At 59.2% G+C, this 25,400-nt stretch carries 23 protein-coding genes, 1 rRNA gene and 1 pseudogene; 16 read left to right on the plus strand and 9 right to left on the minus strand.

The genetic code is table 11. The features are described 5' to 3' along the window. Positions 1–66 precede the first annotated feature (66 nt). The 14 genes from aceA (at position 67) to nuoN (ending at position 16,807) form a co-directional block, all read left to right on the plus strand. Positions 67–1,392, plus strand: a complete 1,326-nt coding sequence (gene aceA, locus BLR16_RS04320; protein WP_003436019.1) for an isocitrate lyase — start codon at positions 67–69, stop codon at positions 1,390–1,392. Between the two features lie 463 nt (positions 1,393–1,855). Further along, positions 1,856–2,269 carry an NADH-quinone oxidoreductase subunit A gene (locus BLR16_RS04325; protein ID WP_002554011.1) on the plus strand — a complete coding sequence of 138 codons (414 nt, stop codon included), beginning with the start codon at positions 1,856–1,858 and terminating at the stop codon, positions 2,267–2,269. Between the two features lie 10 nt (positions 2,270–2,279). Continuing rightward, the gene (locus tag BLR16_RS04330) at positions 2,280–2,954 is read left to right on the plus strand and encodes a NuoB/complex I 20 kDa subunit family protein (protein ID WP_002554012.1); all 675 of its coding nucleotides are present in this window, start codon (positions 2,280–2,282) and stop codon (positions 2,952–2,954) included. Positions 2,955–3,028: 74 nt separating this feature from the next. Further along, the gene (gene nuoC / locus BLR16_RS04335; RefSeq protein ID WP_002554013.1) at positions 3,029–4,810 is read left to right on the plus strand and encodes an NADH-quinone oxidoreductase subunit C/D; all 1,782 of its coding nucleotides are present in this window, start codon (positions 3,029–3,031) and stop codon (positions 4,808–4,810) included. A 2-nt stretch (positions 4,811–4,812) separates the two neighbouring features. Further along, positions 4,813–5,310: an NADH-quinone oxidoreductase subunit NuoE gene (gene nuoE, locus BLR16_RS04340; protein WP_003371730.1), complete on the plus strand. Its 498-nt coding sequence runs from the start codon at positions 4,813–4,815 to the stop codon at positions 5,308–5,310. After that, the gene (gene nuoF, locus BLR16_RS04345; protein ID WP_003405108.1) at positions 5,307–6,665 is read left to right on the plus strand and encodes an NADH-quinone oxidoreductase subunit NuoF; all 1,359 of its coding nucleotides are present in this window, start codon (positions 5,307–5,309) and stop codon (positions 6,663–6,665) included. Before nuoE ends, nuoF begins: the two co-directional genes overlap by 4 nt. 136 nt (positions 6,666–6,801) lie before the next feature. Beyond that, positions 6,802–9,519, plus strand: coding sequence for an NADH-quinone oxidoreductase subunit NuoG (nuoG, locus tag BLR16_RS04350; RefSeq protein ID WP_074805959.1), 2,718 nt, complete (start codon positions 6,802–6,804; stop codon positions 9,517–9,519). Next, on the plus strand, positions 9,516–10,523 hold the full coding sequence (gene nuoH, locus BLR16_RS04355) for an NADH-quinone oxidoreductase subunit NuoH (protein WP_003371726.1): 1,008 nt from the start codon (positions 9,516–9,518) through the stop codon (positions 10,521–10,523). Before nuoG ends, nuoH begins: the two co-directional genes overlap by 4 nt. Positions 10,524–10,534: 11 nt before the next feature. Further along, positions 10,535–11,083 carry an NADH-quinone oxidoreductase subunit NuoI gene (gene nuoI, locus BLR16_RS04360; protein ID WP_002554018.1) on the plus strand — a complete coding sequence of 183 codons (549 nt, stop codon included), beginning with the start codon at positions 10,535–10,537 and terminating at the stop codon, positions 11,081–11,083. A 10-nt stretch (positions 11,084–11,093) separates the two neighbouring features. After that, complete coding sequence (nuoJ, locus tag BLR16_RS04365) at positions 11,094–11,603, plus strand: NADH-quinone oxidoreductase subunit J (RefSeq protein ID WP_003317979.1); 510 nt, start codon at positions 11,094–11,096, stop codon at positions 11,601–11,603. Beyond that, complete coding sequence (gene nuoK / locus BLR16_RS04370; RefSeq protein WP_003317980.1) at positions 11,600–11,908, plus strand: NADH-quinone oxidoreductase subunit NuoK; 309 nt, start codon at positions 11,600–11,602, stop codon at positions 11,906–11,908. Before nuoJ ends, nuoK begins: the two co-directional genes overlap by 4 nt. After that, a complete protein-coding gene (nuoL, locus tag BLR16_RS04375) occupies positions 11,905–13,758 on the plus strand; it encodes an NADH-quinone oxidoreductase subunit L (RefSeq protein WP_024663375.1) in 1,854 nt (617 codons plus the stop codon). The genes nuoK and nuoL overlap by 4 nt, the downstream gene beginning before the upstream one ends. Before the next feature lie 39 nt (positions 13,759–13,797). Further along, positions 13,798–15,330: an NADH-quinone oxidoreductase subunit M gene (gene nuoM, locus BLR16_RS04380; RefSeq protein WP_092194114.1), complete on the plus strand. Its 1,533-nt coding sequence runs from the start codon at positions 13,798–13,800 to the stop codon at positions 15,328–15,330. A 7-nt stretch (positions 15,331–15,337) separates the two neighbouring features. Beyond that, positions 15,338–16,807 (plus strand): NADH-quinone oxidoreductase subunit NuoN, encoded by a 1,470-nt coding sequence (nuoN, locus tag BLR16_RS04385; protein WP_003371717.1) that lies wholly within the window; start codon positions 15,338–15,340, stop codon positions 16,805–16,807. Between the two features lie 68 nt (positions 16,808–16,875). Here the strand turns inward: nuoN and BLR16_RS04390 are convergent, their stop codons facing one another. Next, the gene (locus BLR16_RS04390) at positions 16,876–17,832 is read right to left on the minus strand and encodes an AraC family transcriptional regulator (protein ID WP_092194116.1); all 957 of its coding nucleotides are present in this window, start codon (positions 17,830–17,832) and stop codon (positions 16,876–16,878) included. Positions 17,833–17,952: 120 nt separating this feature from the next. On the opposite strand from BLR16_RS04390, the gene BLR16_RS04395 reads away from it, so the two are divergent. Continuing rightward, positions 17,953–18,876 (plus strand): alpha/beta fold hydrolase, encoded by a 924-nt coding sequence (locus tag BLR16_RS04395; protein ID WP_074805955.1) that lies wholly within the window; start codon positions 17,953–17,955, stop codon positions 18,874–18,876. 94 nt (positions 18,877–18,970) lie between these two features. On the opposite strand, the gene BLR16_RS04400 is transcribed toward BLR16_RS04395, so the two are convergent. The 7 genes and pseudogenes from BLR16_RS04400 to BLR16_RS04425 form a co-directional block, all read right to left on the minus strand. Beyond that, positions 18,971–20,041 (minus strand): AI-2E family transporter, encoded by a 1,071-nt coding sequence (locus BLR16_RS04400; RefSeq protein ID WP_054081093.1) that lies wholly within the window; start codon positions 20,039–20,041, stop codon positions 18,971–18,973. A 149-nt stretch (positions 20,042–20,190) separates the two neighbouring features. Next, the gene (locus tag BLR16_RS29215) at positions 20,191–21,033 is read right to left on the minus strand and encodes a methyl-accepting chemotaxis protein (protein WP_371123454.1); all 843 of its coding nucleotides are present in this window, start codon (positions 21,031–21,033) and stop codon (positions 20,191–20,193) included. A gap of 15 nt (positions 21,034–21,048) precedes the next feature. Beyond that, a pseudogene (locus BLR16_RS29220) lies at positions 21,049–21,870 on the minus strand (cache domain-containing protein); the annotation flags it as partial. 125 nt (positions 21,871–21,995) lie between these two features. Then, complete coding sequence (locus BLR16_RS04410) at positions 21,996–23,315, minus strand: sensor histidine kinase (protein ID WP_003436032.1); 1,320 nt, start codon at positions 23,313–23,315, stop codon at positions 21,996–21,998. After that, positions 23,312–23,980, minus strand: coding sequence for a response regulator transcription factor (locus tag BLR16_RS04415; RefSeq protein WP_003349419.1), 669 nt, complete (start codon positions 23,978–23,980; stop codon positions 23,312–23,314). The genes BLR16_RS04410 and BLR16_RS04415 overlap by 4 nt, the downstream gene beginning before the upstream one ends. Further along, a complete protein-coding gene (locus BLR16_RS04420; protein ID WP_003371701.1) occupies positions 23,980–24,288 on the minus strand; it encodes a PepSY domain-containing protein in 309 nt (102 codons plus the stop codon). Before BLR16_RS04420 ends, BLR16_RS04415 begins: the two co-directional genes overlap by 1 nt. Next, a complete protein-coding gene (locus tag BLR16_RS04425; protein WP_003371699.1) occupies positions 24,288–24,596 on the minus strand; it encodes a PepSY domain-containing protein in 309 nt (102 codons plus the stop codon). The genes BLR16_RS04420 and BLR16_RS04425 overlap by 1 nt, the downstream gene beginning before the upstream one ends. 200 nt (positions 24,597–24,796) lie before the next feature. Here BLR16_RS04425 and queD point away from each other — a divergent pair, with 200 nt between their 5' ends. Beyond that, on the plus strand, positions 24,797–25,153 hold the full coding sequence (gene queD, locus BLR16_RS04430; protein ID WP_003317991.1) for a 6-carboxytetrahydropterin synthase QueD: 357 nt from the start codon (positions 24,797–24,799) through the stop codon (positions 25,151–25,153). A 154-nt stretch (positions 25,154–25,307) separates the two neighbouring features. On the opposite strand, the gene rrf is transcribed toward queD, so the two are convergent. Further along, positions 25,308–25,400: ribosomal RNA gene (gene rrf / locus BLR16_RS04435) — 5S ribosomal RNA — on the minus strand; the annotation flags it as partial.

Here is a 25,400-nt window from a genome sequence, read left to right on the forward strand (position 1 = left end):
CGATAAACGAGGCGTTTTGGCGGAGCAGGACTTTCCAACGAGACCTACTTCTAGAGGTTTATCACCATGGCACTGACACGCGAACAACAAATAGCGGCTCTCGAGAAAGACTGGGCTGAAAATCCGCGCTGGAAAAACGTGACCCGTACTTATTCCGCTGCAGATGTGGTCCGCCTGCGCGGCTCGGTTCAACCCGAACACACCTTTGCACGGCTGGGCGCGCACAAGCTGTGGAACCTGGTGACCCAGGGTGCCAAACCGTCCTTTCGGCCGGACAAGGATTTCGTCAATTGCATGGGCGCCCTCACCGGTGGCCAGGCTGTGCAGCAGGTCAAGGCCGGCATTCAGGCCATCTACCTTTCCGGCTGGCAGGTCGCCGCCGACAACAACTCTGCCGAGTCCATGTACCCGGATCAGTCGCTGTACCCGGTTGACTCGGTGCCTACCGTGGTCAAGCGCATCAACAACTCGTTCCGCCGTGCCGACCAGATCCAGTGGAAAGCCGGCAAGGCGCCGGGCGACGAAGGCTACATCGACTACTTCGCTCCGATCGTGGCAGACGCGGAAGCCGGATTCGGCGGTGTACTCAATGCCTATGAGCTGATGAAAAGCATGATCGAGGCCGGTGCCGCCGGGGTGCACTTCGAAGATCAACTGGCTTCAGTGAAGAAATGTGGCCACATGGGCGGCAAAGTGCTGGTCCCGACTCAGGAAGCCATACAGAAACTGGTCGCTGCACGCCTGGCCGCCGACGTGGCCGGTGTACCGACCATCATTCTGGCCCGGACTGATGCCAACGCTGCCGACCTGCTGACTTCCGATTGCGACCCCTATGACAAGCCGTTCGTGACCGGCGAACGGACTCATGAGGGGTTCTACAAGGTTCGCGCCGGCCTCGATCAGGCCATCGCACGCGGTCTGGCGTACGCGCCTTATGCCGATCTGATCTGGTGCGAAACCGCCAGGCCGGATCTGGACGAGGCACGCCGCTTCGCCGAAGCGATCAAAAAGGAATACCCGGATCAGTTGCTGTCCTACAACTGCTCGCCGTCCTTCAACTGGAAGAAAAACCTCGACGACGCAACCATTGCCAAATTTCAGCGCGAGCTGTCGGCGATGGGGTACAAGCACCAGTTCATTACCCTGGCAGGCATTCACAACATGTGGCACAGCATGTTCAATCTGGCGCATGACTACGCCCGCAACGACATGACCGCCTACGTGAAGCTGCAGGAACAGGAATTCGCCGACGCTGCCAAGGGTTATACCTTCGTGGCTCACCAGCAGGAAGTGGGTACCGGCTATTTCGACGACATGACGACCGTGATTCAGGGCGGCGTATCGTCGGTAACCGCACTCACCGGCTCGACCGAAGAAGAGCAATTCCACTGATACACCGCGCAACGCGTTGAAAACACAGGCCGTCCGTCAGGGCGGTCTGTCTTTTGTGTCAGAAGGTGCCGGTATTGATTTCGGACAATATGCAGTTGCCGGGCGAATGCTACAAAAGGCGTACTTTATAATCAGTACCGTTACCCACTATGCGCCGACTACCGAACGCTGAACTATCAAGACCACTTCAAATGATATTAATTATCATTCAAATTGCGTTTTCCTGCTTTTCTCGGTCAAGAAACATAATTAACGAAATCCCCGCTGATGCCCGCCCGGCAGGCCCTGCAGCCTCCCTGAAAGGCCTTGGGCAATTAATTCCGTAAATAAATTTGATGTAGAAAATTTACTTGCCAACTGTTTGCACATAAAATCAATCCGTTGACCGCACTGCGACATTTCGTCACTGCCTCGACTCTTTATCAAGCACAGAGACCTTTGCTCTCTAACAAGGACTGACAGCATGCCCGAATCGACAGGTCTGATTGCCCATAACTGGGGCTTCGCCATTTTCCTTTTGGGTGTTGTCGGCCTTTGCGCCTTCATGCTCGGTCTCTCCAGCCTGCTCGGAAGCAAGGCCTGGGGCCGCAGCAAGAACGAACCTTTCGAATCCGGCATGCTGCCTACCGGCAGTGCGCGCCTGCGTCTCTCCGCAAAATTCTATCTGGTCGCGATGCTTTTCGTGATCTTTGACATTGAAGCCCTCTTTCTCTTTGCCTGGTCTGTGTCCGTCCGCGAAAGCGGCTGGACCGGATTCGTCGAAGCTCTCGTTTTCATAGCAATTCTGTTGGCAGGTCTTGTCTACCTATGGCGGGTTGGTGCTCTTGACTGGGCTCCTGAAGGTCGCCGTAATCGGCAAGCGAAGCTGAAACAATGAGGCTTTGGCGATGCAATATAATCTCACCAGGATCGACCCGGACGCTCCTAACGAGCAGTACCCCATCGGCAAACGGGAAACCGTTTCCGATCCGTTAGAAGATCAAGTCCACAAAAACATCTACATGGGCAAGCTGGAAGACGTGCTGAACGGTGCGGTCAACTGGGGACGTAAAAACTCCCTGTGGCCCTACAACTTCGGCCTGTCGTGCTGCTATGTGGAAATGACCACCGCCTTCACGGCACCCCACGACATCGCGCGCTTTGGCGCTGAAGTGATCCGGGCGTCGCCACGACAGGCGGATTTCATGGTCATTGCCGGTACCTGCTTCATCAAGATGGCGCCGATCATCCAGCGTCTCTACGAGCAAATGCTCGAACCCAAGTGGGTCATTTCCATGGGTTCGTGTGCCAACTCCGGTGGCATGTACGACATCTACTCAGTGGTCCAGGGGGTGGACAAATTCCTTCCCGTGGATGTCTACGTGCCCGGCTGCCCGCCCCGCCCCGAAGCGTTTCTGCAAGGCTTGATGCTGTTGCAGGAATCCATCGGCAAGGAGCGTCGCCCTCTTTCCTGGGTCGTTGGCGATCAAGGCGTGTATCGCGCCGAGATGCCATCGCAAAAGGAACAGCGCCGCGAACAGCGTATTCAGGTGACCAACCTGCGCAGCCCCGACGAAGTCTGATCCAGCCCGTTCTTCTTATAAAAAAGACAAGAACCGGGGTTGATTCTGTACGTTGACCGAAGTGATTGAGACCTATGACTGCAGACAACGCTCTGTACATCCCGCCTTACAAGGCTGACGACCAAGATGTCGTCGTTGAACTGAACAACCGTTTTGGTGCCGAGGCTTTCACTGCCCAGCCGACTCGCACCGGCATGCCCGTGCTGTGGGTCGAGCGCGCCCGACTGTTTGAAATTCTGACGTTCCTGCGCAACGTGCCCAAGCCCTACTCCATGCTCTATGACCTGCATGGCGTGGACGAGCGTCTGCGTACAAACCGTCGTGGTCTGCCCGGTGCAGACTTCACCGTGTTCTATCACCTGCTGTCGATCGAGCGAAACAGCGACGTGATGATCAAGGTAGCGCTTTCCGAAAGCGACCTGAGCGTACCGACGATTACCAGCATCTGGCCGAACGCCAACTGGTACGAGCGTGAAGTGTGGGACATGTTCGGCATCGACTTCCCAGGCCACCCGCACCTGAGCCGCATCATGATGCCGCCGACCTGGGAAGGTCATCCGCTGCGCAAGGACTTCCCTGCCCGTGCAACGGAATTCGACCCGTACAGCCTGACCCTCGCCAAACAGCAACTGGAAGAGGAAGCCGCACGCTTCCGTCCGGAAGACTGGGGCATGAAACGCTCTGGCGCCAACGAGGACTACATGTTCCTCAACCTGGGGCCGAACCACCCTTCTGCTCACGGCGCGTTCCGTATCATTCTGCAACTGGACGGCGAAGAGATCGTCGACTGCGTTCCGGACATCGGCTACCACCACCGTGGTGCCGAGAAAATGGCCGAACGCCAGTCCTGGCACAGCTTCATTCCCTACACTGACCGTATCGATTACCTGGGCGGGGTGATGAACAACCTGCCTTATGTGCTCTCGGTCGAGAAACTGGCAGGCATCAAGGTGCCGGAAAAAGTCGACGTCATCCGCATCATGATGGCCGAGTTCTTCCGTATCACCAGTCACCTGCTGTTCCTGGGTACCTACATTCAGGACGTAGGCGCCATGACACCGGTGTTTTTCACGTTCACCGACCGCCAGAAAGCCTACACCGTGATCGAAGCGATTACCGGCTTCCGTCTGCACCCTGCCTGGTACCGCATCGGTGGGGTCGCTCACGACCTGCCGCGTGGCTGGGAAAAACTGGTCAAGGACTTCGTCGACTGGCTGCCCAAGCGCCTGGACGAATACACCAAGGCTGCCCTGCAGAACAGCATTCTCAAGGGTCGTACCGTCGGCGTCGCCGCCTACAACACCAAGGAAGCCCTCGAATGGGGCGTCACCGGTGCAGGCCTGCGCTCCACCGGTTGCGATTTCGACCTGCGCAAGGCGCGCCCTTACTCGGGCTACGAGAACTTCGAATTCGAAGTGCCGCTGGCCGCCAATGGCGATGCCTATGACCGCTGCATGGTCCGCGTCGAAGAGATGCGCCAGAGCATCAAGATCATCGACCAGTGCATGCGCAACATGCCGGAAGGCCCGTACAAGGCGGATCACCCGCTGACCACGCCGCCGCCGAAAGAGCGCACCCTGCAGCACATCGAAACCCTGATCACGCACTTCCTGCAGGTTTCGTGGGGCCCGGTCATGCCGGCCAACGAGTCCTTCCAGATGATCGAAGCGACCAAGGGTATCAACAGCTATTACCTGACGAGCGACGGCGGCACCATGAGCTACCGTACCCGGATCCGCACCCCGAGTTACCCGCACCTGCAGCAGATCCCTTCGGTGATCAAAGGCAGCATGGTCGCGGACTTGATCGCGTACCTGGGTAGTATCGATTTCGTTATGGCCGACGTGGACCGCTAAGCATGAATAGCCCGCTAATCCAGACAGACCGTTTCGCGCTGAGCGAAACCGAGCGCTCGGCCATCGAGCATGAGATGCATCACTACGAGGACCCGCGCGCGGCGTCCATCGAAGCCCTGAAAATTGTTCAGAAGGAACGTGGCTGGGTGCCCGACGGCGCGATTTACGCGATCGGCGACCTGCTGGGCATTCCCGCCAGCGACGTCGAAGGCGTTGCCACCTTCTACAGCCAGATCTTTCGCCAGCCGGTCGGGCGTCACATCATTCGCGTCTGCAACAGCATGGTGTGCTTCATCGGCGGCCACGAAAACGTGGTCGACGAGATCAAGAACTCACTGGGCATCGGCCTGGGTCAGACCACCGCCGACGGTCGTTTCACACTGCTGCCGGTCTGCTGCCTCGGCAACTGTGACAAGGCGCCGGCCGTGATGGTCGACGACGACACTTTCGGCGATGTACAGCCTGCTGGCGTTGCCAAGATGCTGGAGGGTTACCTATGACCATCACTTCCTTCGGCCCTGCCAACCGCATTGCGCGCACGGCAGAAACCCATCCGCTGACCTGGCGTCTGCGCGACGACGGCGAACCGGTCTGGCTCGACGAGTACCAGACCAAGGACGGCTATGCCGCAGCGCGCAAGGCGCTGACGCAACAGGCGCCTGACGATATCGTCCAGTCGGTCAAGGATTCCGGCCTCAAGGGCCGCGGTGGCGCAGGCTTCCCCACCGGTGTGAAATGGGGCCTGATGCCCAAAGACGAATCCATGAACATCCGCTACCTGCTGTGCAACGCGGACGAGATGGAGCCCAACACCTGGAAAGACCGCATGCTGATGGAGCAACTGCCCCATCTGCTGGTCGAGGGCATGCTGATCAGTGCCCGTGCGCTGAAAGCCTATCGCGGCTATATCTTCCTGCGCGGCGAATACGTCACTGCGGCCAAGCACCTCAATCGCGCAGTGGCGGAAGCCAAGGCCGCCGGTTTGCTGGGCAAGAACATTCTCGGCACCGGGTTCGACTTCGAACTGTTCGTGCACACCGGTGCCGGTCGCTACATTTGCGGTGAAGAAACCGCACTGATCAACTCGCTGGAAGGCCGCCGCGCCAACCCGCGCTCCAAGCCGCCCTTCCCCGCTGCAGTAGGCGTGTGGGGCAAGCCGACCTGTGTGAACAACGTCGAGACCCTGTGCAATGTGCCTGCCATCGTCAACAACGGCAACGACTGGTACAAGTCGCTGGCTCGCGAAGGCAGTGAAGACCACGGCACCAAGCTGATGGGCTTCTCCGGCAAGGTCAAAAACCCCGGTTTGTGGGAGCTGCCTTTCGGCGTACAGGCTCGCGAACTGTTCGAAGACTACGCCGGCGGCATGCGCGATGGCTTCAAGCTCAAGTGCTGGCAACCCGGAGGCGCCGGTACGGGGTTCCTGCTGCCTGAGCATCTGGACGCCCAGATGTATGCAGGCGGTATCGCCAAGGTCGGCACCCGGATGGGTACGGGTCTGGCGATGGCGGTCGACGATTCGGTCAACATGGTCTCGCTGCTGCGCAACATGGAAGAGTTTTTCGCTCAGGAGTCCTGTGGCTTCTGCACGCCATGCCGCGACGGTTTGCCATGGAGCGTGAAAATGCTTCGCGCCATCGAGAACGGTCAGGGTCAGCCGGGTGATATCGAAACCCTGCTGGGTCTAGTCAATTTCCTCGGCCCTGGCAAGACCTTCTGTGCCCATGCACCGGGCGCCGTTGAACCCTTGGGCAGTGCGATCAAGTATTTCCGCTCAGAGTTCGAAGCCGGTATAGCGCCAGCCAGCGCAGCCACGCTCGTTCCGGGCAAAAGTCCGACAGTGGTCGGCGCATAACAAGACACAACGGTCGGCGGCTGTTCGGGCTGCCGTCCTCGTACCTGCTGACGTCCTCCGGGCTGAACGATACGGGTACTACCGAGATTCCATTAGCCACGCCCGCTGACAACGGGCCAACGAAGACCTTTGAACCATGGCTACTATTCACGTAGACGGCAAAGCGCTCGAAGTCGATGGTGCAGACAACCTGTTACAGGCATGTCTGTCGCTGGGCCTCGATATCCCTTATTTCTGCTGGCACCCTGCCCTTGGCAGCGTTGGCGCCTGTCGCCAGTGTGCGGTCAAGCAGTACACCGACGAGAACGACACACGCGGTCGTATCGTCATGTCCTGCATGACGCCAGCCACCGACAACACCTGGATTTCCATCGAAGACGATGAGTCCAAGGCCTTCCGGGCCAGTGTCGTCGAATGGCTGATGACCAACCACCCGCATGACTGCCCGGTCTGCGAGGAAGGCGGTCACTGCCACCTGCAGGACATGACCGTGATGACCGGCCACAACGAGCGCCGTTATCGCTTCACCAAACGTACCCACCAGAATCAGGAGCTGGGGCCTTTCATCGCGCACGAGATGAACCGCTGCATCGCCTGTTACCGCTGTGTACGCTTTTATAAAGACTACGCGGGCGGCACCGACCTGGGCGTCTACGGTGCCCATGACAACGTGTACTTCGGTCGCGTTGAAGACGGCACGCTGGAAAGCGAGTTCTCCGGCAACCTCACCGAGGTCTGCCCGACCGGTGTGTTCACGGACAAGACCCACTCCGAGCGCTACAACCGCAAGTGGGACATGCAGTTCTCACCAAGCATCTGCCACGGTTGCTCCAGCGGCTGCAACATCAGCCCGGGTGAACGCTACGGTGAATTGCGCCGCATCGAAAACCGTTACAATGGCTCGGTCAACCAGTACTTCCTCTGCGACCGCGGGCGTTTCGGCTACGGTTACGTCAATCGCAAGGATCGCCCGCGCCAACCATTGCTTGTCGACGGCCAGGTCAAACTGAGCCTGGACGAGGCGCTGGACAAGGCGGCGGACCTGCTGCGCGGCCGTAACATCGTCGGTATCGGCTCTCCTCGCGCCAGCCTCGAAAGCAACTATGCGCTGCGTGAGCTGGTGGGGGCCGAGCATTTCTATAGCGGTATCGAAGCCGGTGAGCTGGAGCGTATCAGACTCATCCTCAAGGTCCTGAACGACAGCCCGCTGCCGATCCCGACCCTGCGCGACATCGAAGATCACGATGCCATCTTCGTCCTCGGCGAGGACCTGACCCAGACGGCGGCACGTATGGCCCTGGGCTTGCGCCAAGCCGTCAAAGGCAAGGCTGAAGACATGGCTGCGGCGATGAAAGTCCAGCCGTGGCTCGACGCGGCCGTGAAGAACATCGGTCAGCACGAGCTCAATCCGCTGTTCATCGCCAGCCTCGCCGAAACCCGTCTCGACGATGTTGCAGAAGAATGCGTACATGCAGCGCCCGATGATCTGGCGCGTATCGGTTTTGCCGTGGCTCATGCCCTGGACGCCAGCGCACCTGCCGTCGATGGTCTGGACCGCGAGGCGCTGGAACTGGCGCAACGCATTGCCGATGCGCTGCTGGCTGCCAAACGACCGCTGATCATTTCCGGCAGTTCGCTGGGTTCGACAGCGCTGATCGAAGCTGCTGCCAACATCGCCAAGGCCTTGAAGCTGCGCGACAAGCAGGGTTCCATCAGCCTGATCGTGCCTGAAGCCAACAGCATGGGCCTGGCGATGTTCGGCGGCGAGTCCGTAGATGCCGCGCTGCAAGCGGTGATCTCCGGCAAGGCCGACGCCATCGTGGTGCTGGAAAACGATTTGTATCGTCGTGTGGACGCCAAGATTGTCGACGCCGCACTGAGCGCTGCGAAGGTCGTGATCGTCGCTGACCATCAGAAAACCCCGACCAGCGACCGCGCCCACCTGATCCTGCCAGCTGCCAGCTTCGCTGAAGGCGACGGCACACTGGTCAGCCAGGAAGGCCGTGCCCAACGCTTCTTCCAGGTCTTCGATCCGACCTATCTGGATGCGAGCATTCTGGTCCACGAAGGCTGGCGCTGGTTGCATGCCCTGCGTGCCACCTTGCTGAACAAGCCGGTTGACTGGACGCAACTCGACCACGTCACCGAGGCCTGCGCCAGCAGCACCCTGCAACTGGCGGGTATCGTCAACGCCGCGCCGTCTGCGTCGTTCCGCATAAAGGGCCTGAAACTGGCTCGCGAACCGCTGCGTTATAGCGGCCGTACCGCGATGCGAGCCAATATCAGCGTGCATGAGCCGCGCACCTCGCAAGACATCGACACAGCGTTCTCCTTCTCCATGGAAGGCTACTCGGGCTCGGCCGAGCCTCGTCAGCAGGTGCCATTCGCCTGGTCGCCGGGCTGGAACTCGCCGCAGGCCTGGAACAAGTTTCAGGACGAAGTCGGCGGTCACTTGCGTGCCGGCGACCCGGGCACTCGCCTGATCGAAAGCCAGGGCGATGGTCTGTCGTGGTTCTCCAACGTGCCACGTGCGTTCTCTCCAGAGCGCGGCACCTGGCAGGTCGTGCCGTTCTTCCACCTGTTTGGCAGCGACGAAACCTCGTCTCTGGCCGCGCCGGTTCAGGAACGCATCCCGCAGGCCTATGTCGCAGTGGCCAAGTCCGAAGCCGATCGTCTCGGCGTCAACGACGGTGCCCTGCTCTCCTTGAGCATCGGCGGTGAAACGCTGACCTTGCCGTTGCGCATCAGCGAAGAACTGGGCGCGGGCCTTGTCGCATTGCCGGCAGGACTGCCTGGCATTCCGCCAGCACTCTTCGGCAAATCCGTTGACGGTCTGCAGGAGGCAGCGCAATGACCTGGTTTACCCCTGATGTGATCGACGCAATCATTGCAGTGGTCAAGGCCATCGTGGTGTTGCTGGCGGTCGTGGTTTGTGGTGCCCTGCTGAGCTTCATCGAACGTCGTCTGCTGGGCTGGTGGCAGGACCGTTATGGTCCGAACCGTGTGGGTCCGTTCGGCATGTTCCAGATCGCAGCCGACATGCTGAAGATGTTCTTCAAGGAAGACTGGACCCCACCGTTCGCCGACAAGGTGATCTTCACCCTGGCGCCGGTGGTTGCCATGAGCGCCCTGCTGATCGCCTTTGCGGTCATCCCGATCACCCCGACCTGGGGCGTCGCGGATCTGAACATCGGTCTGTTGTTCTTCTTCGCCATGGCCGGTCTGTCCGTGTATGCGGTGCTGTTCGCCGGCTGGTCGAGCAACAACAAGTTCGCCCTGCTGGGCAGCCTGCGTGCTTCGGCACAAACCGTGTCCTACGAAGTGTTCATGGGCCTTGCGCTGATGGGCATCGTGGTTCAGGTCGGCTCGTTCAACATGCGCGACATCGTTGAATATCAGGCGCAGAACCTGTGGTTCATCATTCCGCAGTTCTTCGGCTTCTGTACGTTCTTCATCGCAGGCGTCGCGGTCACTCACCGCCACCCGTTCGACCAACCGGAAGCCGAGCAGGAACTGGCTGACGGCTACCACATTGAATATGCCGGCATGAAATGGGGCATGTTCTTCGTGGGCGAATACATCGGGATCATCTTGATCTCGGCGCTGCTGGTGACGCTGTTCTTCGGTGGCTGGCACGGCCCGTTCGACATTCTGCCATCGCTGGCATTCTTCTGGTTCGCCTTGAAAACCGCGTTTTTCATCATGCTGTTCATCCTGCTGCGCGCCTCCATCCCGCGCCCGCGTTATGACCAGGTCATGGATTTCAGCTGGAAGTTCTGTTTGCCGCTGACCCTGATCAATTTGCTGGTGACTGCTGCGATTGTGTTGTTGAACACACCGGCAGGCTCGGTTCAGTGAGGATTTGACCCATGTTCAAATATATTGGTGACATCGTTAAGGGTACGGGTACCCAGTTGCGCAGCCTGGTCATGGTCTTCGGCCACGGCTTTCGCAAGCGCGACACCCTGCAATACCCCGAAGAGCAGGTTTATCTTCCGCCCCGCTATCGCGGCCGCATCGTCCTGACCCGCGACCCCGATGGTGAAGAGCGCTGCGTGGCATGCAACCTGTGTGCAGTAGCCTGCCCCGTCGGCTGCATTTCGCTGCAGAAGGCCGAAACAGAGGACGGACGCTGGTACCCCGACTTCTTCCGCATCAACTTTTCGCGCTGCATCTTCTGCGGCCTGTGCGAAGAAGCCTGCCCGACAACCGCGATCCAGCTCACGCCGGACTTCGAGATGGCCGACTTCAAGCGTCAGGATCTGGTGTACGAGAAGGAAGACCTGCTGATCTCCGGACCCGGCAAGAACCCTGACTACAACTTCTATCGCGTTGCCGGTATGGCCATCGGCGGCAAGCCCAAGGGCTCCGCACAGAACGAAGCCGAGCCGATCAACGTCAAGAGCTTGCTGCCTTAAGGAAGTAAAGATGGAATTCGCTTTCTACTTCGCATCCGGTATCGCTGTTGTGTCCACCCTACGGGTGATCACCAACACGAACCCGGTGCACGCCCTGCTCTACCTGATCATCTCGCTGATCGCCGTAGCAATGACGTTCTTCAGCCTCGGCGCTCCGTTCGCCGGCGTGCTGGAAGTCATTGCCTACGCGGGCGCAATCATGGTCCTGTTCGTGTTTGTGGTGATGATGCTGAACCTCGGCCCGGCCTCGGTTCAGCAGGAACGTGCCTGGCTCAAACCCGGCATATGGATCGGCCCGGTCATTCTCGGCGCGCTGTTGCTGGCCGAGTTGCTGTATGTGCTGTTCGCCAACCCGACCGGCGCTGGTGTCGGTCACACCACGGTCGACGCCAAGGCAGTCGGCATCAGCCTGTTCGGGCCCTATCTGCTGGTGGTGGAACTCGCCTCGATGCTGTTGCTTGCAGCAGCCATCACGGCCTTCCATCTGGGCCGCAACGAGGCCAAGGAGCCAAGCCAATGAATGCTATCCCTCTTGAGCACGGTCTGGCGGTCGCCGGGGTCCTGTTCTGCCTGGGTCTGGTCGGCCTGATGGTGCGCCGTAACATTCTCTTCGTGTTGATGAGCCTGGAAATCATGATGAACGCCGCTGCACTGGCGTTCGTTGTGGCCGGCAGCCGTTGGGGGCAACCGGACGGGCAGGTGATGTTCATCCTGGTGATCAGCCTTGCGGCAGCCGAGGCCAGTATCGGCCTGGCGATCCTGATGCAACTGTATCGCCGCTTCCACACTCTCGATATCGATGCTGCCAGCGAGATGCGCGGATGAACCTTCTCTTTCTGACTTTCGTATTCCCCCTCATCGGCTTTCTGCTGCTGTCGTTCTCCCGTGGACGCATCTCGGAAAACCTCGCTGCGCTGATCGGTGTCGGCTCCATCGGCCTTTCAGCCATCGTCACGGCCTGGGTCATCTGGCAGTTCAACGTGGCACCACCTGAAGGCGGTCACTACACGCAGGTGCTGTGGCGCTGGATGGACGTCGATGGCTTCCAGCCCAACTTCGCGCTGTATCTGGACGGGCTGTCCGTCACGATGCTGGGCGTCGTGGTTGGTGTCGGCTTCCTGATCCACCTGTTCGCGTCCTGGTACATGCGCGGTGAAGCGGGCTACTCGCGCTTCTTCTCCTACACCAACCTGTTCATTGCCAGCATGCTGTTCCTGATCCTGGGCGACAACCTGCTGTTCATCTACTTCGGTTGGGAAGGCGTGGGCCTGTGCAGCTATCTGTTGATCGGTTTCTATTACAGCAACCGCAACAACGGCAACGCAGCCCTCAAAGCGTTCATCGTCACCCGTATCGGTGACGTGTTCATGGCTATCGGCTTGTTCATCCTGTTCCAGCAATTGGGCACGCTCAATGTGCAGGAACTGCTGGTCCGGGCGCCGGAACACTTCAAGGTCGGCGATTTCTGGATCGTGCTGGCGACCTTGATGCTGTTGGGCGGTGCGGTCGGTAAATCTGCACAGCTGCCACTGCAAACCTGGCTGGCGGATGCGATGGCCGGTCCTACTCCTGTTTCGGCGCTGATCCACGCAGCGACCATGGTCACGGCGGGCGTCTACCTGATTGCGCGTACTCATGGCCTGTTCGCACTGGCACCTGACATCCTGCATCTGGTCGGCATTGTCGGCGGCGTCACGCTGGTTCTGGCGGGGTTCGCCGCACTGGTGCAGACCGACATCAAGCGTATCCTCGCCTACTCGACCATGAGCCAGATCGGTTACATGTTCCTGGCACTGGGCGTTGGCGCCTGGGAAGGCGCGATCTTCCACCTGATGACCCACGCCTTCTTCAAGGCGCTGCTGTTCCTTGCTTCCGGTGCGGTGATCGTTGCCTGCCACCACGAGCAGAACATCTTCAAGATGGGCGGCCTGTGGAAGAAACTGCCATTGGCCTACGCCAGCTTCATCGTCGGTGGCGCTGCTCTTTCCGCCTTGCCGCTGCTGACGGCGGGCTTCTACTCCAAGGACGAAATTCTCTGGGAAGCATTTGCCAGCGGTAACAACGGCTTGCTGTATGCCGGTCTGGTGGGCGCGTTCATGACGTCGCTGTACACCTTCCGTCTGATCTTCATCGCGTTCCACGGTGAAGCCAAGACCGAAGCACACGCAGGTCACGGTATCGCTCACTGGCTGCCACTGTCGGTGCTGATCGTACTGTCGACGTTCATCGGCGCGTGGATCACTCCGCCCCTGGCCGGTGTGCTGCCGCAGAGCGTCGGCCATGCCGGTGGCGAAGCCAAGCACAGCCTGGAGATCGCCTCCGGCGCCATCGCGCTGGCCGGTATCCTGCTGGCAGCATTGCTGTTCCTCGGCAAGCGCCGCCTGGCGACGGCTATCGCCAACAGCGCTCCGGGCCGTTTCCTCTCGGCCTGGTGGTTCGCGGCATGGGGCTTCGACTGGATCTACGACAAGCTGTTCGTCAAGCCGTATCTGGCAATCAGTCATGTACTGCGTAGTGATCCGTTCGACCGCACCATCGGCTTGATCCCACGTCTGGTCAAAGGCGGTCATGACACCATGAGCCGCACCGAGACCGGCCAGTTGCGTTGGTATGCTGCCTCGATCGCCGTGGGTGCCGTTCTGGTACTCGGTGCCGTCGTTCTGGTTGCGATCTGATATGAACCTTGCGAATTTGCGAAAGGAATTGAGCCCGTCATGATTCTGTCCTGGCTAATCCTGATCCCCTTCATCGGCGGCCTGCTGTGCTGGCTGGGTGAGCGCTTCGGCTCTACCCTGCCGCGCTGGATTGCGTTGCTGACAATGACCCTGGAACTGGTTCTCGGCCTCTGGCTGTGGGCTACCGGCAACTTCGGCTACGCGCCGGTGCCGGGTGCCGATCCGACCTGGACCCTGGAATTCCACCACCCGTGGATCACCCGCTTCGGCATCGACGTGCATCTGGCACTCGATGGCCTGTCGCTGCTGATGATCCTGCTGACCGGCCTTCTGGGTGTGCTGTCGGTGCTGTGCTCGTGGAAGGAAATCCAGCGCAAGGTCGGTTTCTTCCACCTTAATCTGATGTGGATCCTGGGCGGTGTCGTGGGCGTGTTCCTGGCCATCGACCTGTTCATGTTCTTCTTCTTCTGGGAAATGATGCTGGTGCCGATGTATTTCCTCATCGCGCTCTGGGGTCACAGTTCTTCGGATGGGAAGAAAACCCGTATCTACGCAGCCACCAAGTTCTTCATCTTCACTCAGGCCAGCGGCCTGATCATGCTGGTGGCGATCCTGGGTCTGGTGCTGGTGCACTTCAATCAGACCGGCGTGATCACCTTTGCCTACGCCGACCTGCTGAAGACCAAACTGGCACCGGGCACCGAGTACATCCTGATGCTGGGCTTCTTCATTGCCTTCGCCGTCAAGCTGCCGGTGGTGCCGTTGCACTCCTGGCTGCCGGATGCGCATGCCCAGGCACCGACTGCAGGCTCCGTTGACCTGGCGGGTATCCTGCTGAAGACGGCGGCTTACGGTCTGCTGCGCTTTGCCCTGCCACTGTTCCCCAACGCATCGGCCGAGTTCGCACCGATTGCCATGACGCTGGGGCTGGTCGGTATCTTCTACGGCGCATTCCTGGCATTTGCCCAGACTGACATCAAGCGCCTGATCGCGTTCTCCAGCGTTTCGCACATGGGCTTCGTACTGATCGGTATCTACTCGGGCAGCCAGCAGGCGCTGCAAGGCGTACTGATCCAGATGATCGCCCACGGTCTGTCGGCTGCGGCACTGTTCATTCTCAGTGGTCAGCTGTACGAGCGCCTGCACACCCGCGACATGCGTGAGATGGGCGGCCTGTGGTCACGCATTGCTTACATCCCGGCCATCAGCCTGTTCTTTGCCGCCGCCTCTCTGGGTCTGCCGGGCACTGGCAACTTCGTCGGCGAGTTCCTGATTCTGCTGGGCAGCTTCGCCAGCTCACCATGGATCACGGCGATCGCCACCTCCGGTCTGGTATTTGGTTCTGTCTACTCGCTGATCATGATCCACCGCGCCTACTTCGGCCCGTCGAAGTCCGACGAGGTTCTGAAGGGCATGGACGGACGGGAAATGATCATGGTGCTGGGCCTTGCCGTGTTGCTGGTCGTGCTCGGGGTGTTCCCGCAGCCGTTCCTCGACACTTCGGCAGCGACCATGCACGGCGTGCAGCAATGGCTAGGCACTGCCTTCACTCAACTCGCTTCGGCCCGGTAAGAGCGCTATGGACCTGACGATTCAACACTTTATTGCGCTTGCGCCACTGCTGATCACCAGCCTCACCATTGTCGTGGTGATGCTGGCGATCGCATGGCGCCGCAATCACTCGCAAACGTTCCTGCTTTCGGTAGCAGGCCTCAACCTGGCCCTGCTGTCGATCTATCCAGCACTGAAAGTTGCCCCTCTGGTCGTGACGCCACTGCTGCATATCGACAACTTTGCCTGCCTGTACATGGCGATCATCCTCGCCTCTACCCTCGCTTGCGTGACCATGGCGCACGCCTATCTGGGTGACGGCAAGGCCGGGTATCCGGGCAATCGCGAAGAGCTTTACCTGCTGATCCTGCTGGCAGCCGCCGGTGGGCTGGTTCTGGTCAGCGCTCAGCATCTGGCGGGCCTGTTCATCGGCCTGGAACTGCTGTCGGTGCCGGTCTACGGGCTGGTGGCTTATGCCTTCTTCAACAAGCGCTCGCTGGAAGGTGGCATCAAGTACATGGTCCTGTCGGCCGCAGGGTCCGCGTTCCTGCTCTTCGGTATGGCGCTGCTGTACGCAGAGGCAGGTTCGCTGAGCTTCGACGGTATCGGCAAGGCTATCGCAGCGACCGGTATGCCGAGCCCGATTGCCAGCCTGGGTCTGGGTATGATGGTCGTCGGCCTGGCCTTCAAGTTGTCACTGGTACCTTTCCACCTGTGGACCCCGGACGTTTACGAAGGCGCCCCTGCGCCGGTCGCGGCCTTCCTGGCAACCGCCAGCAAGGTGGCGGTATTTGCGGTACTGGTGCGTCTGTTCCAGATTTCACCGGCAGCCAGCAGCGGTGTCCTGCATGACGTACTGGCAGTCATCGCCGTAGCGTCGATCCTGGTCGGCAACCTGCTTGCGCTGACTCAGACCAACCTCAAGCGTCTGCTGGGCTACTCCTCCATCGCTCACTTCGGTTACCTGATGATTGCGCTGGTGGCCAGCAAAGGCATGGCGGTCGAGGCGATTGGTGTCTATCTGGCAACTTACGTCCTGACCTCGCTAGGCAGCTTCGGCGTGATCACCATGATGTCTTCGCCTTACAGCGGACGTGATGCCGACGCGATGTTCGAATACCGCGGTCTGTTCTGGCGTCGCCCTTACCTGACGGCAGTCATGACCCTGATGATGCTGTCGCTGGCAGGTATCCCGCTTACCGCTGGTTTCATCGGCAAGTTCTATATCATCGCCACCGGTGTCGAATCGCAGCTGTGGTGGCTGATCGGGGCGTTGGTCATCGGCAGCGCCATCGGCGTGTTCTATTACCTGCGTGTGATGGTCACCATGTATCTGGTCGACAACAAGCTTCCTCGCCACGACGCAGCCATCAACTGGGCTCAGCGCACAGGTGGTGTGATGCTGCTGGCCGTTGCGATCCTGACCTTCGTGCTGGGTGTTTACCCGCAACCGCTGCTCGATCTGGTGGTCAATGCCGGTCTGCACGTAGCAGGCTGATCCTGCGCAAACGCAAAGCCCTGCTCTTGAGCAGGGCTTTTTTTTATCTCCGAAAACGGCTGGAACGGCTACCCGGCAACGCTTTTCGCGGAACGCACAGCGCCTGGGGATAGGCCCACCGTTCTTTTGAATGCACGGCTGAAGGCGGCCAATGAACCGTAGCCCAGTTGACTGGCAACAGCCTCCAGAGAACAGTGTTCGCGGCTCAGGCGGTGAAACGCCAGGCGCATTCTCAGCTCCGTCAGGTACTGCAATGGCGGCATACCCGTTGCCTCGAGAAAGCGCTGTGCGAACACAGAGCGGGAATGCCTGGCCTCATGGGCAAGCGTGGCCACCGTCCAGCGTCTACCTGGACGCTGGTGCATCATGACGATGGCGCGACTCAGCCGAGGGTCTTGCAAAGCACCGAGCCAGCCTGTGGCATTCCCACAGCCACCCGCGACCCAGCCACGCACCAGCAGCGCGGCCACGACTTCAGCAAGACGTGCCAGAATGCCTGCGTGCCCGGCCTGTAGCATCAAGGCTTCAGGCTCCATTGCCGCGAGCATGGGCCGCAGTTCGGGGCACGTTTCCAGCAGAGTACTGACCTGCATGACATCCGGCATGGCGGCAACAAGCGGCTGCATGCCGCCCAGTTCCAACTCCATACAACAGCTGAAGATAATCGCCCGATCAACCGCTCCGCCCTCCTCGGCATCAGACCGATCGTGAACGCCATCGCTGATGCCGGTAGACGGGTCAAACAGCTGTACATCGCTTGCAGCCGTGTCTTCGGCCGTCAACACAGCGTGGTGCCCACCGCGCGGAATAAGAACCGCGTCGCCGGTATCGAGCCTGTACAGAACGCTCTCAGCGCTGCGTAGCCAGACCGGCCCACGCCCGACGAAATGAAACTGCGCTCGTCCGATTGCGTTAGTGAAGCCAACACCCAGAGGCGGCACAACTTCCAGCCTGCGGAATTGAACGCCGAAAAGACGCATACCGAGCAGCAGCTCGCTGATGGGGTCATTTGACGGGGCTTGCATAGAGAGAGGCCACTTCGAGTTCAGGACGATCAATCAATTTATCAGGATTTTACGTCATAGACCGTCCTGCGTCATCGACCTACAGTGCGCCCATCACTTCTACCGCGTGGAAATAGCCTCATGAATCACATTCGCTTCGTTCACCTGCTGCGCAATACCTTGCTTGCTGCGCTGCTGACCGGACTATCATCACTGGCCCTGGCAGTAGACAAACACTACACCGTCACAGCCCCTGACGGCGTCAAACTCGCTGTGCAGGAATCAGGCGATCCGAACGGCCCGGCCCTGATTTTCATTCACGGTCTGCTGGGCAGTCGCCTCAATTGGGAAAAGCAGATCGCGAGTCCCCAACTGCAGCGCTACCGAATGATTACCTATGACCTGCGCGGTCACGGGCTTTCCGACAAGCCCGACAGTGTCGAGGCGTACCGTAACGGGCGTCGCTATGCGGACGACCTGGCAGCGGTACTTGAAGCCACCACAAGCAAGCGTCCGGTATTGGTCGGCTGGTCATTGGGCGGCGTGGTCATGTCCAACTACCTCGCCGCCTATGGTGACGCGAAGATCGGCGGCGTTGTGTATGTTGATGGTGTCATCGAGCTTAACGCGGCCCTGATTACAGCCCACCCTCATCTATATGCCGGCCTGAGTTCAGAGGACCTGAAGACCCACCTTGATGCAGTACGTACCTTTCTCGGACTGTGCTTCCACACACAACCGGACGCACCGACTTTCGAGCGGCTGGTGTCGAGTGCTGCGATGGCATCGTGGACGATGACCCGTGCTACGCCTGCAATGACTGTCGATGTGGCCGAAGGCCTGCCCAAGGCAAAGGTGCCGGTATTGATGCTGTATGGCGGCAAGGATGAACTGGTCAACCTTCAGCCCAGCATCGCACGCGCTCGGCAGCTCAATCCTCGAATTCAATCGAAGGTGTACGAAAACTCAGGCCACGCGCCATTTCTGGAAGAAGCATCGCGCTTCAATACCGATCTGGCCGCCTTCATGGACTCGGCTGCGATCGCGGCAAAAAGCTCAGAATGAGACCTGCTCTCATGAAAAAAACCGCGCATGCTCCCTGCCTGATAAATGGCAGGGAGCATGCGCGGGTCTGTGTCGACCACGCGACCTGCCAATGTCAGCCTGGCAGTCTCACGGGTTTCTTGGAGCCGGAGCCGCTGAACAATCCCCAACTGGAGATGAACAGCGCAGCCACCAGAGGTCCGATCACAAAGCCGTTCAGACCAAAGACCGACATGCCGCCAAGCGTGGAAATAAGGATAAGGTAGTCCGGCATTTTGGTGTCTTTACCCACCAGGATCGGGCGCAGTACGTTATCCACCAGACCGATCACGAAGACGCCAAACAAGCCCAGCACCACGCCTTGCCAGATCATGCCACTGAGCAGGAAGTAGATGGCCACTGGCGCCCAGACAATCCCGGCCCCTACCGCAGGCAACAGCGACAGGAACGCCATGATCACCGCCCACAGCAGCGCACTCGGGATGTCCAGCACCCAGAAGATGAAGCCACCCAGCGCACCTTGCGTCACCGCGACCACCACGTTGCCTTTGACCGTGGCACGTACCACTCGGGTGAACTTGAGCTGCAGACGACGCTTCTGCTGTTCGCCCAACGGGAAGGCCGTGCGGATCTTGCGCACCAGTTCCTGTCCGTCGCGCAGGAAAAAGTACAGCAGGTAGAGCATGATGAAGACGCTGACGACAAAGTCGAATGTGCCCTGCCCGAAGCTGAATGCCTGCGTCGCCAGGTACTGACTGCCCTGCATCGCACCCTTGGCGATCTTGTCGCGCAACCCTTCCAGGTCGCCCATGCCCAGACGATCAAGCAGCGCCTGAATGGAGTGCGGCAGCAGGTCCTTGAACTCGGCCAGATAGCCGGCAATATCCAGTTGCCCGGTCTCGACATTCTTGTACAGCGTGGTGCCCTCCTGAACCAGCAAGGCACTGATCACGATCACCGGCAGAATCGCGATGACCAGACAGATCGTCAGGGTGCACAGGGAGGTAAGATTGCGTGACCAGTTGAACTTGATCTGCAACTTGCGCTGCACAGGCGCGAAGATGATCCCGAGGATGACCGCCCAGAACACTGCGCCATAAAACGGCAGCAGAATCCATATGAAGGCAATGGTCACCAGTACCAGTAGCAGAATGAGGGTTTTGTATTGCAGCGTGGTTTCGTTCATGTCCTGTCCATGTCGTTAGACCGCGCATCGCGCCCGGTCTAGAGCTTAGTCAGCACACGAGCGCACGAGTGCCATCTTCCATGACGGCAATATGACGACGATGCCAGGTACAGGCTGTGACAGGGGTTTACACCCCTGCCGGATAGGTATCAGACCCTGAACTGACCGACCAGACCGTCCAGGCGTGCGCCGAGTTCGGCCAGGCTGCGTGATGTCTGGGCGCTTTGCCGGGTTTCATCGGCGACACTCTCGACTGCACCTGCGATCTGATGGACGCTGCGATTGATTTCCTCGGCAACCGCCGTCTGCTCTTCTGCGGCACTGGCGATCTGCGCGTTCATCGAATTGATGGTCGCGATCAGCTCGCCGATGCTCACCAGCGATGTACCGGCTTCGTTGGCCTGCGCCGAGGTGCCGTCGCCTGCTTCGCTGGAACGGCGCATGGCTGTCACCGCCTCCTGAGTGCCCTGCTGCAAGCGGTCGATCATGCCCTGGATCTCCTGCGTGCTCTGCTGTGTCCGGCTGGCCAGTGCCCGTACTTCGTCGGCGACCACGGCAAAACCGCGTCCTGCCTCCCCTGCCCTGGCGGCCTCGATGGCAGCATTGAGTGCCAGCAGGTTGGTCTGTTCGGCGATCGAGCGGATGACGCCCAGCACACTGACAATGGAAGAAACATCCTTCTGCAAGACGTCCAGTGAAGAGCCGCTTTTGCGGATGTCATCGACCAGCGCGTGAATCTGCCGAATGCTGCCATCCACCACGCGCTTGGCGGCTCGCCCTTGCTCGTCGGTCTGCTGAGCAGCAACGGACGCACCCTGCGCGCTCTTGGCAACCTCTTGAGCAGCAGCCGACATCTGATTGATTGCAGTAGCCACCTGATCGGTTTCGTGACGCTGACGGTCCATGGCCGTTTCCGAGCGCTGTGCCTGCGAGCTGACTTCGCCGACCAGGCCATTGAGCTGCCCGGTCATTTCACTGATTTGACGAACCATGCCATGAATCTTGTCGACAAACCTGTTGAACGAGCCTGCCAGATCACCGAGCTCGTTATTGCTGGTAATCACCAGCCGACGAGTCAGGTCGCCTTCACCTGCCGCGATGTCATCCAGACTGTTTTTCATCAGGCCGAGCGGGCGCAGCAAAGTGCCTGTCAGCACTATTCCGATGATGCCGATAATGACCAGGACCAGAACGGTAATGCCGAGAATGCTGTAGAGCATCTCCTTCAAACGTGCCTCGACACCCTGCCTGACCACGGCAACCTGAGCATCGATGCCATCGATATTGACGGCAGAGCCGATGACCAGATCCCATTTCGGCAGATAATCCGTATAGCCGATCTTGGGGACCGGTTCAGTCTTGCCAGGCAGGGCCGACGAGTACATTACATAGTGGGTGCCCGCCTTGCCGACCGCCACCAACTCGCGATTGATATAGACGCCGTTCGCATCACGGGCATCAGCAAAACTTTTGCCCACACCGTCAGGGCTGTTGCTTCTGAAAATCCGGATCACCTGAGAGTCGTAGCCAAAGATGTAACCATCCTTGCCGTAACTGACCGAGGAAAGCAGCTTGATAGCGTTGGCACGCGCAGCGTCGTCGCCGGGCGCGGCGGCATCGTAAAGTGGTTTGATGGCGGTCATGGCGATAGCAACGTAGTTTTGCAACGTTGCCTTGGCCTCGTTGAGCAAGCGCTCTCGCGTATCGCTGACCTCTCGCTCGGCCTGCCGATGCAGCATGAATACGGTCGTAGCGCTGATCACCAGCGCAAACATCAGAACCGGCAGGACTGCCAGCGACAGAACCTTGGCTTTCAGACTGAGACGCATAGGATTGGCCTTATGGTTATTTTTATAAGTCAGAGGTGCCCAATCAGGTTATCGGCACTCTCCGATGGACATTAAGACCTGTCCTGCCTTTTGTATGAAGACGCTGAACGATACTGGCTGACGCCCTAGGGGGCAGTCCGCTCGGGCAGGTCGATGCGTACCCGAAGCCCACCTGCCGGGCTCTCCTGCAGTTGCAGTTGACCGCCCCATGCCTCGACGATATCGCGCACGATACCCAGCCCCAGCCCGTGGCCGGTAATCTGCTCGTCAAGACGAGCGCCACGGCTGAACACTTCTGCGCGTTGCGCCTCCGGAATACCGGGTCCATCGTCATCCACCAACAGGCAGAAGCCCTGATCCTGACTGAGAATGTCCAGACGCACCTCGCTGTCGGCCCATTTGCAGGCATTGTCCAGCAGGTTGCCGAGCAGCTCGAGAATGTCCTCCCGATCCCACGGCAGGTACATGCCCGCCTCGACATCGTTGATCAATTGGAGATGAGCACCATGAATCATGCCCAGCGTGGAGAAAAGCCCAGGCAGTTCGGCGTCACAATCGAAGCGGGCTCCCGGTAGAGCGTCACCGGAGAGACGTGCGCGATTGAGCTCGCGCTCCAGACGCAGGCGGATATTTTCCAGCTGCTCCTGCAAGGTCCTGCGCAATCCAGGGTTGGCGTCCAATTGTCCGCTGAGGGCCAGGCTGAGCAAGACCGCGAGCGGTGTCTTCAAGGCATGTCCCAGATTACCCAATGCGTTACGTGAGCGTTTCAGGCTGTCCTCGGTATGCGCAAGCAAGTGGTTGATCTGCGCCACCAGCGGCTCGAGTTCGAGGGGAACCTGGTTGTCCAGTTGTGAACGCTGGCCCTGCTGGAGCTGAAAAATCTGCTCGCGAACGGTTTCAAGCGGGCGAAGCGCTCTTCGCACGGTGATGCGTTGCAATACCAGCACCAGGATCAGCGCGGCCAGCCCAAGTCCCAGCCCGATCTGCTGCATGAGGCGAAAACTCGCCCTGACCGGTGTGTAATCCTGTGCGACGGTGATTGAAACCTCTTTGCCGAACTTGCGGTATTCGCTGGTCAGCATCAACAGCGATTGCCCGGTCTTGCCGAGCTCAAGATTGGCATGCAAACCTACCCCGGGCTGGGGCAACTCGAAATCCCACAGGGAACGGGAGCGCCAGTGCCCCTGCGGCAAGTCCATCCGGAAGTAATGGCCGGACAGTGGACGCTGGTAGGCACCGGACAGGCGATGGTCATCCAGTTGCAGCCCGGCAGGACCTCGCACCAGCGCTACCAGCAGGTTTTCACTCTCGTTGCGCAGACCTGACTCCAGGTAGCGCTGCAGGCCCACTTCGAACAGCCAGAGACTGGTCTGCGCCATCACCAGACCGACAACGACCATGACGGCGATCAGCCCCAGACTCAGACGTCGCTGTATGGATTTCAACCGCCGGCTCCGCCGTACAGATAGCCCTGACCGCGGCGTGTCTCGACGACTGCGCGGCCCAACTTGCGCCTCAGGTGATTGACATGGACTTCGATGACATTGGAATCACGCTCGTTTTCGCCATCGTACAAATGCTCTGACAGATGGCTTTTCGAGAGAATCTGTCCAGGGTGCAACATGAAATAACGCAGCAGACGAAACTCTGCCGAGGTGAGCTGGATATCCACGCCGTCCCGGCTGACGCATTGACGGCCTTCATCCAGATTAAGACCGGCGGATTCCAGCGTGGGCTGGTTGGCCAGCCCGTGCGAACGTCGCAGCAATGCCTGAATACGCAATTGCAGTTCTTCAGGATGAAAAGGCTTGGTCAGGTAATCATCGGCACCTGCCTTCAAGCCTTCTATGCGCTCTGACCAGGAGCCGCGCGCGGTCAGAATCAACACGGGGGTCGCCAGACCTTTGCTGCGCCATTGCTGGAGAACCTCAAGCCCTGGCATGCCAGGCAGCCCCAGATCCAGAACGATCAGGTCATACGGCTCGCTTGCGCCTTGATGAACCGCATCGCGCCCGTCGGCCAGCCAGTCGACCGCGTAGCCTTGACGCCCCAGCGCAGCGAGCAGCTCATCGGCAAGGGGAACATGGTCTTCAACCAGTAGCAGGCGCATCAGTCATCTTCCTCGTCTTTCAGCAATCGGCTATCACGCGCATCGAACTTGAGCTCGCGGACAACGCCCTCAGGGGTCAGCAATTCAAACTCATACACGTACACATTATTCTTTTCCTCTAGCTCGGCCTCGAGCAGACGAGAGCCCGGATGAAGGCCCATCGCGCGCTCGATGAACTGTTCGAGAGGCAGGATGACCCCGCGCTGACGCAAACTGAGCGCTTCATCCTGATTCAGATCTCTGGCATACACAAAAGAGCAGGTCAGGCTCAAACCAAGGATGACACAGAGACGCTTGTCGACATTCATTAGTTATCCTGATGATTCCTGTAGACCTGGCCCGTGGCGGCGTCTATTTCGAGGACCCACTCAATACCCTGTTTGTCACGCAGCTCGACATTGTAAACGTACCTGCCGTATATGTTCTTGAACTGCGTGCCGATAATACTGGCATCGGGGTGTTTGCTCAGCGCTTTGGCATCTAGTGTCTCAGCCGAATGAAGCGTACCTGCATCACTGAGGCGCAGCACTTCCTGCGGGTCGACGCCGTACGCCTGAATGAAACAGGACGTCAAAACCAATGTGAGGGCCGCCAGCAGGGTAGTCAGCGTTTTCATAGAGGGTATCCATAACGATCGGTGCTTCTATGGCGCCCACCTTAACCGGTACAACTTAACTCAAACTGAATAGATCTGGCCGAGTGCCATCAAACACTCTGACAGGTTCACCCTTGCATGGAGTTTCAGGCCATTGCTGTTAAACTCGCAGATTGCATTTATCGCGTCAGCGATCGCCATTTTTCCGGGGCCAATACACAGTGGAAATCTTCAAAGAATTTACCTTCGAGTCAGCACACCGCCTCCCCCACGTTCCAGAGGGGCACAAGTGTGGACGTCTGCACGGCCATTCGTTTCGTGTCGGCATTCATCTGGCCGGAAAGGTTGACCCGCATACCGGCTGGATCCGGGACTTTTCGGAAATCAAGGCGATTTTCAAACCGCTGTATGAACGCCTTGATCATAACTACCTGAATGACATCCCGGGCCTGGAGAATCCAACCAGCGAAAACCTCGCGAAATGGATCTGGAATGAGTTGAAGCCTCTGCTGCCCGAACTGTCGGCCGTCCGTATTCACGAGACGTGCACCAGCGGATGTGAATACCGCGGGGATTGATTGCCCTGAAAATAAAAAACCACCTTGCCGGTGGTTTTTTTGTGCCTGTCGATCGGAAGTACATGTTGAATGACGTGTTCTCACGCTGTTTTTTGCAGGCACCAGACAAACAAAAACCCTCAACGCGTAAGCGATGAGGGTTTTTGGAATTCAATCTTGACGATGACCTACTCTCACATGGGGAAACCCCACACTACCATCGGCGATACATCGTTTCACTACTGAGTTCGGGATGGGATCAGGTGGT

The organism is Pseudomonas sp. BS3767 (assembly GCF_900099665.1).
GTDB lineage: Bacteria > Pseudomonadota > Gammaproteobacteria > Pseudomonadales > Pseudomonadaceae > Aquipseudomonas > Aquipseudomonas cerasi.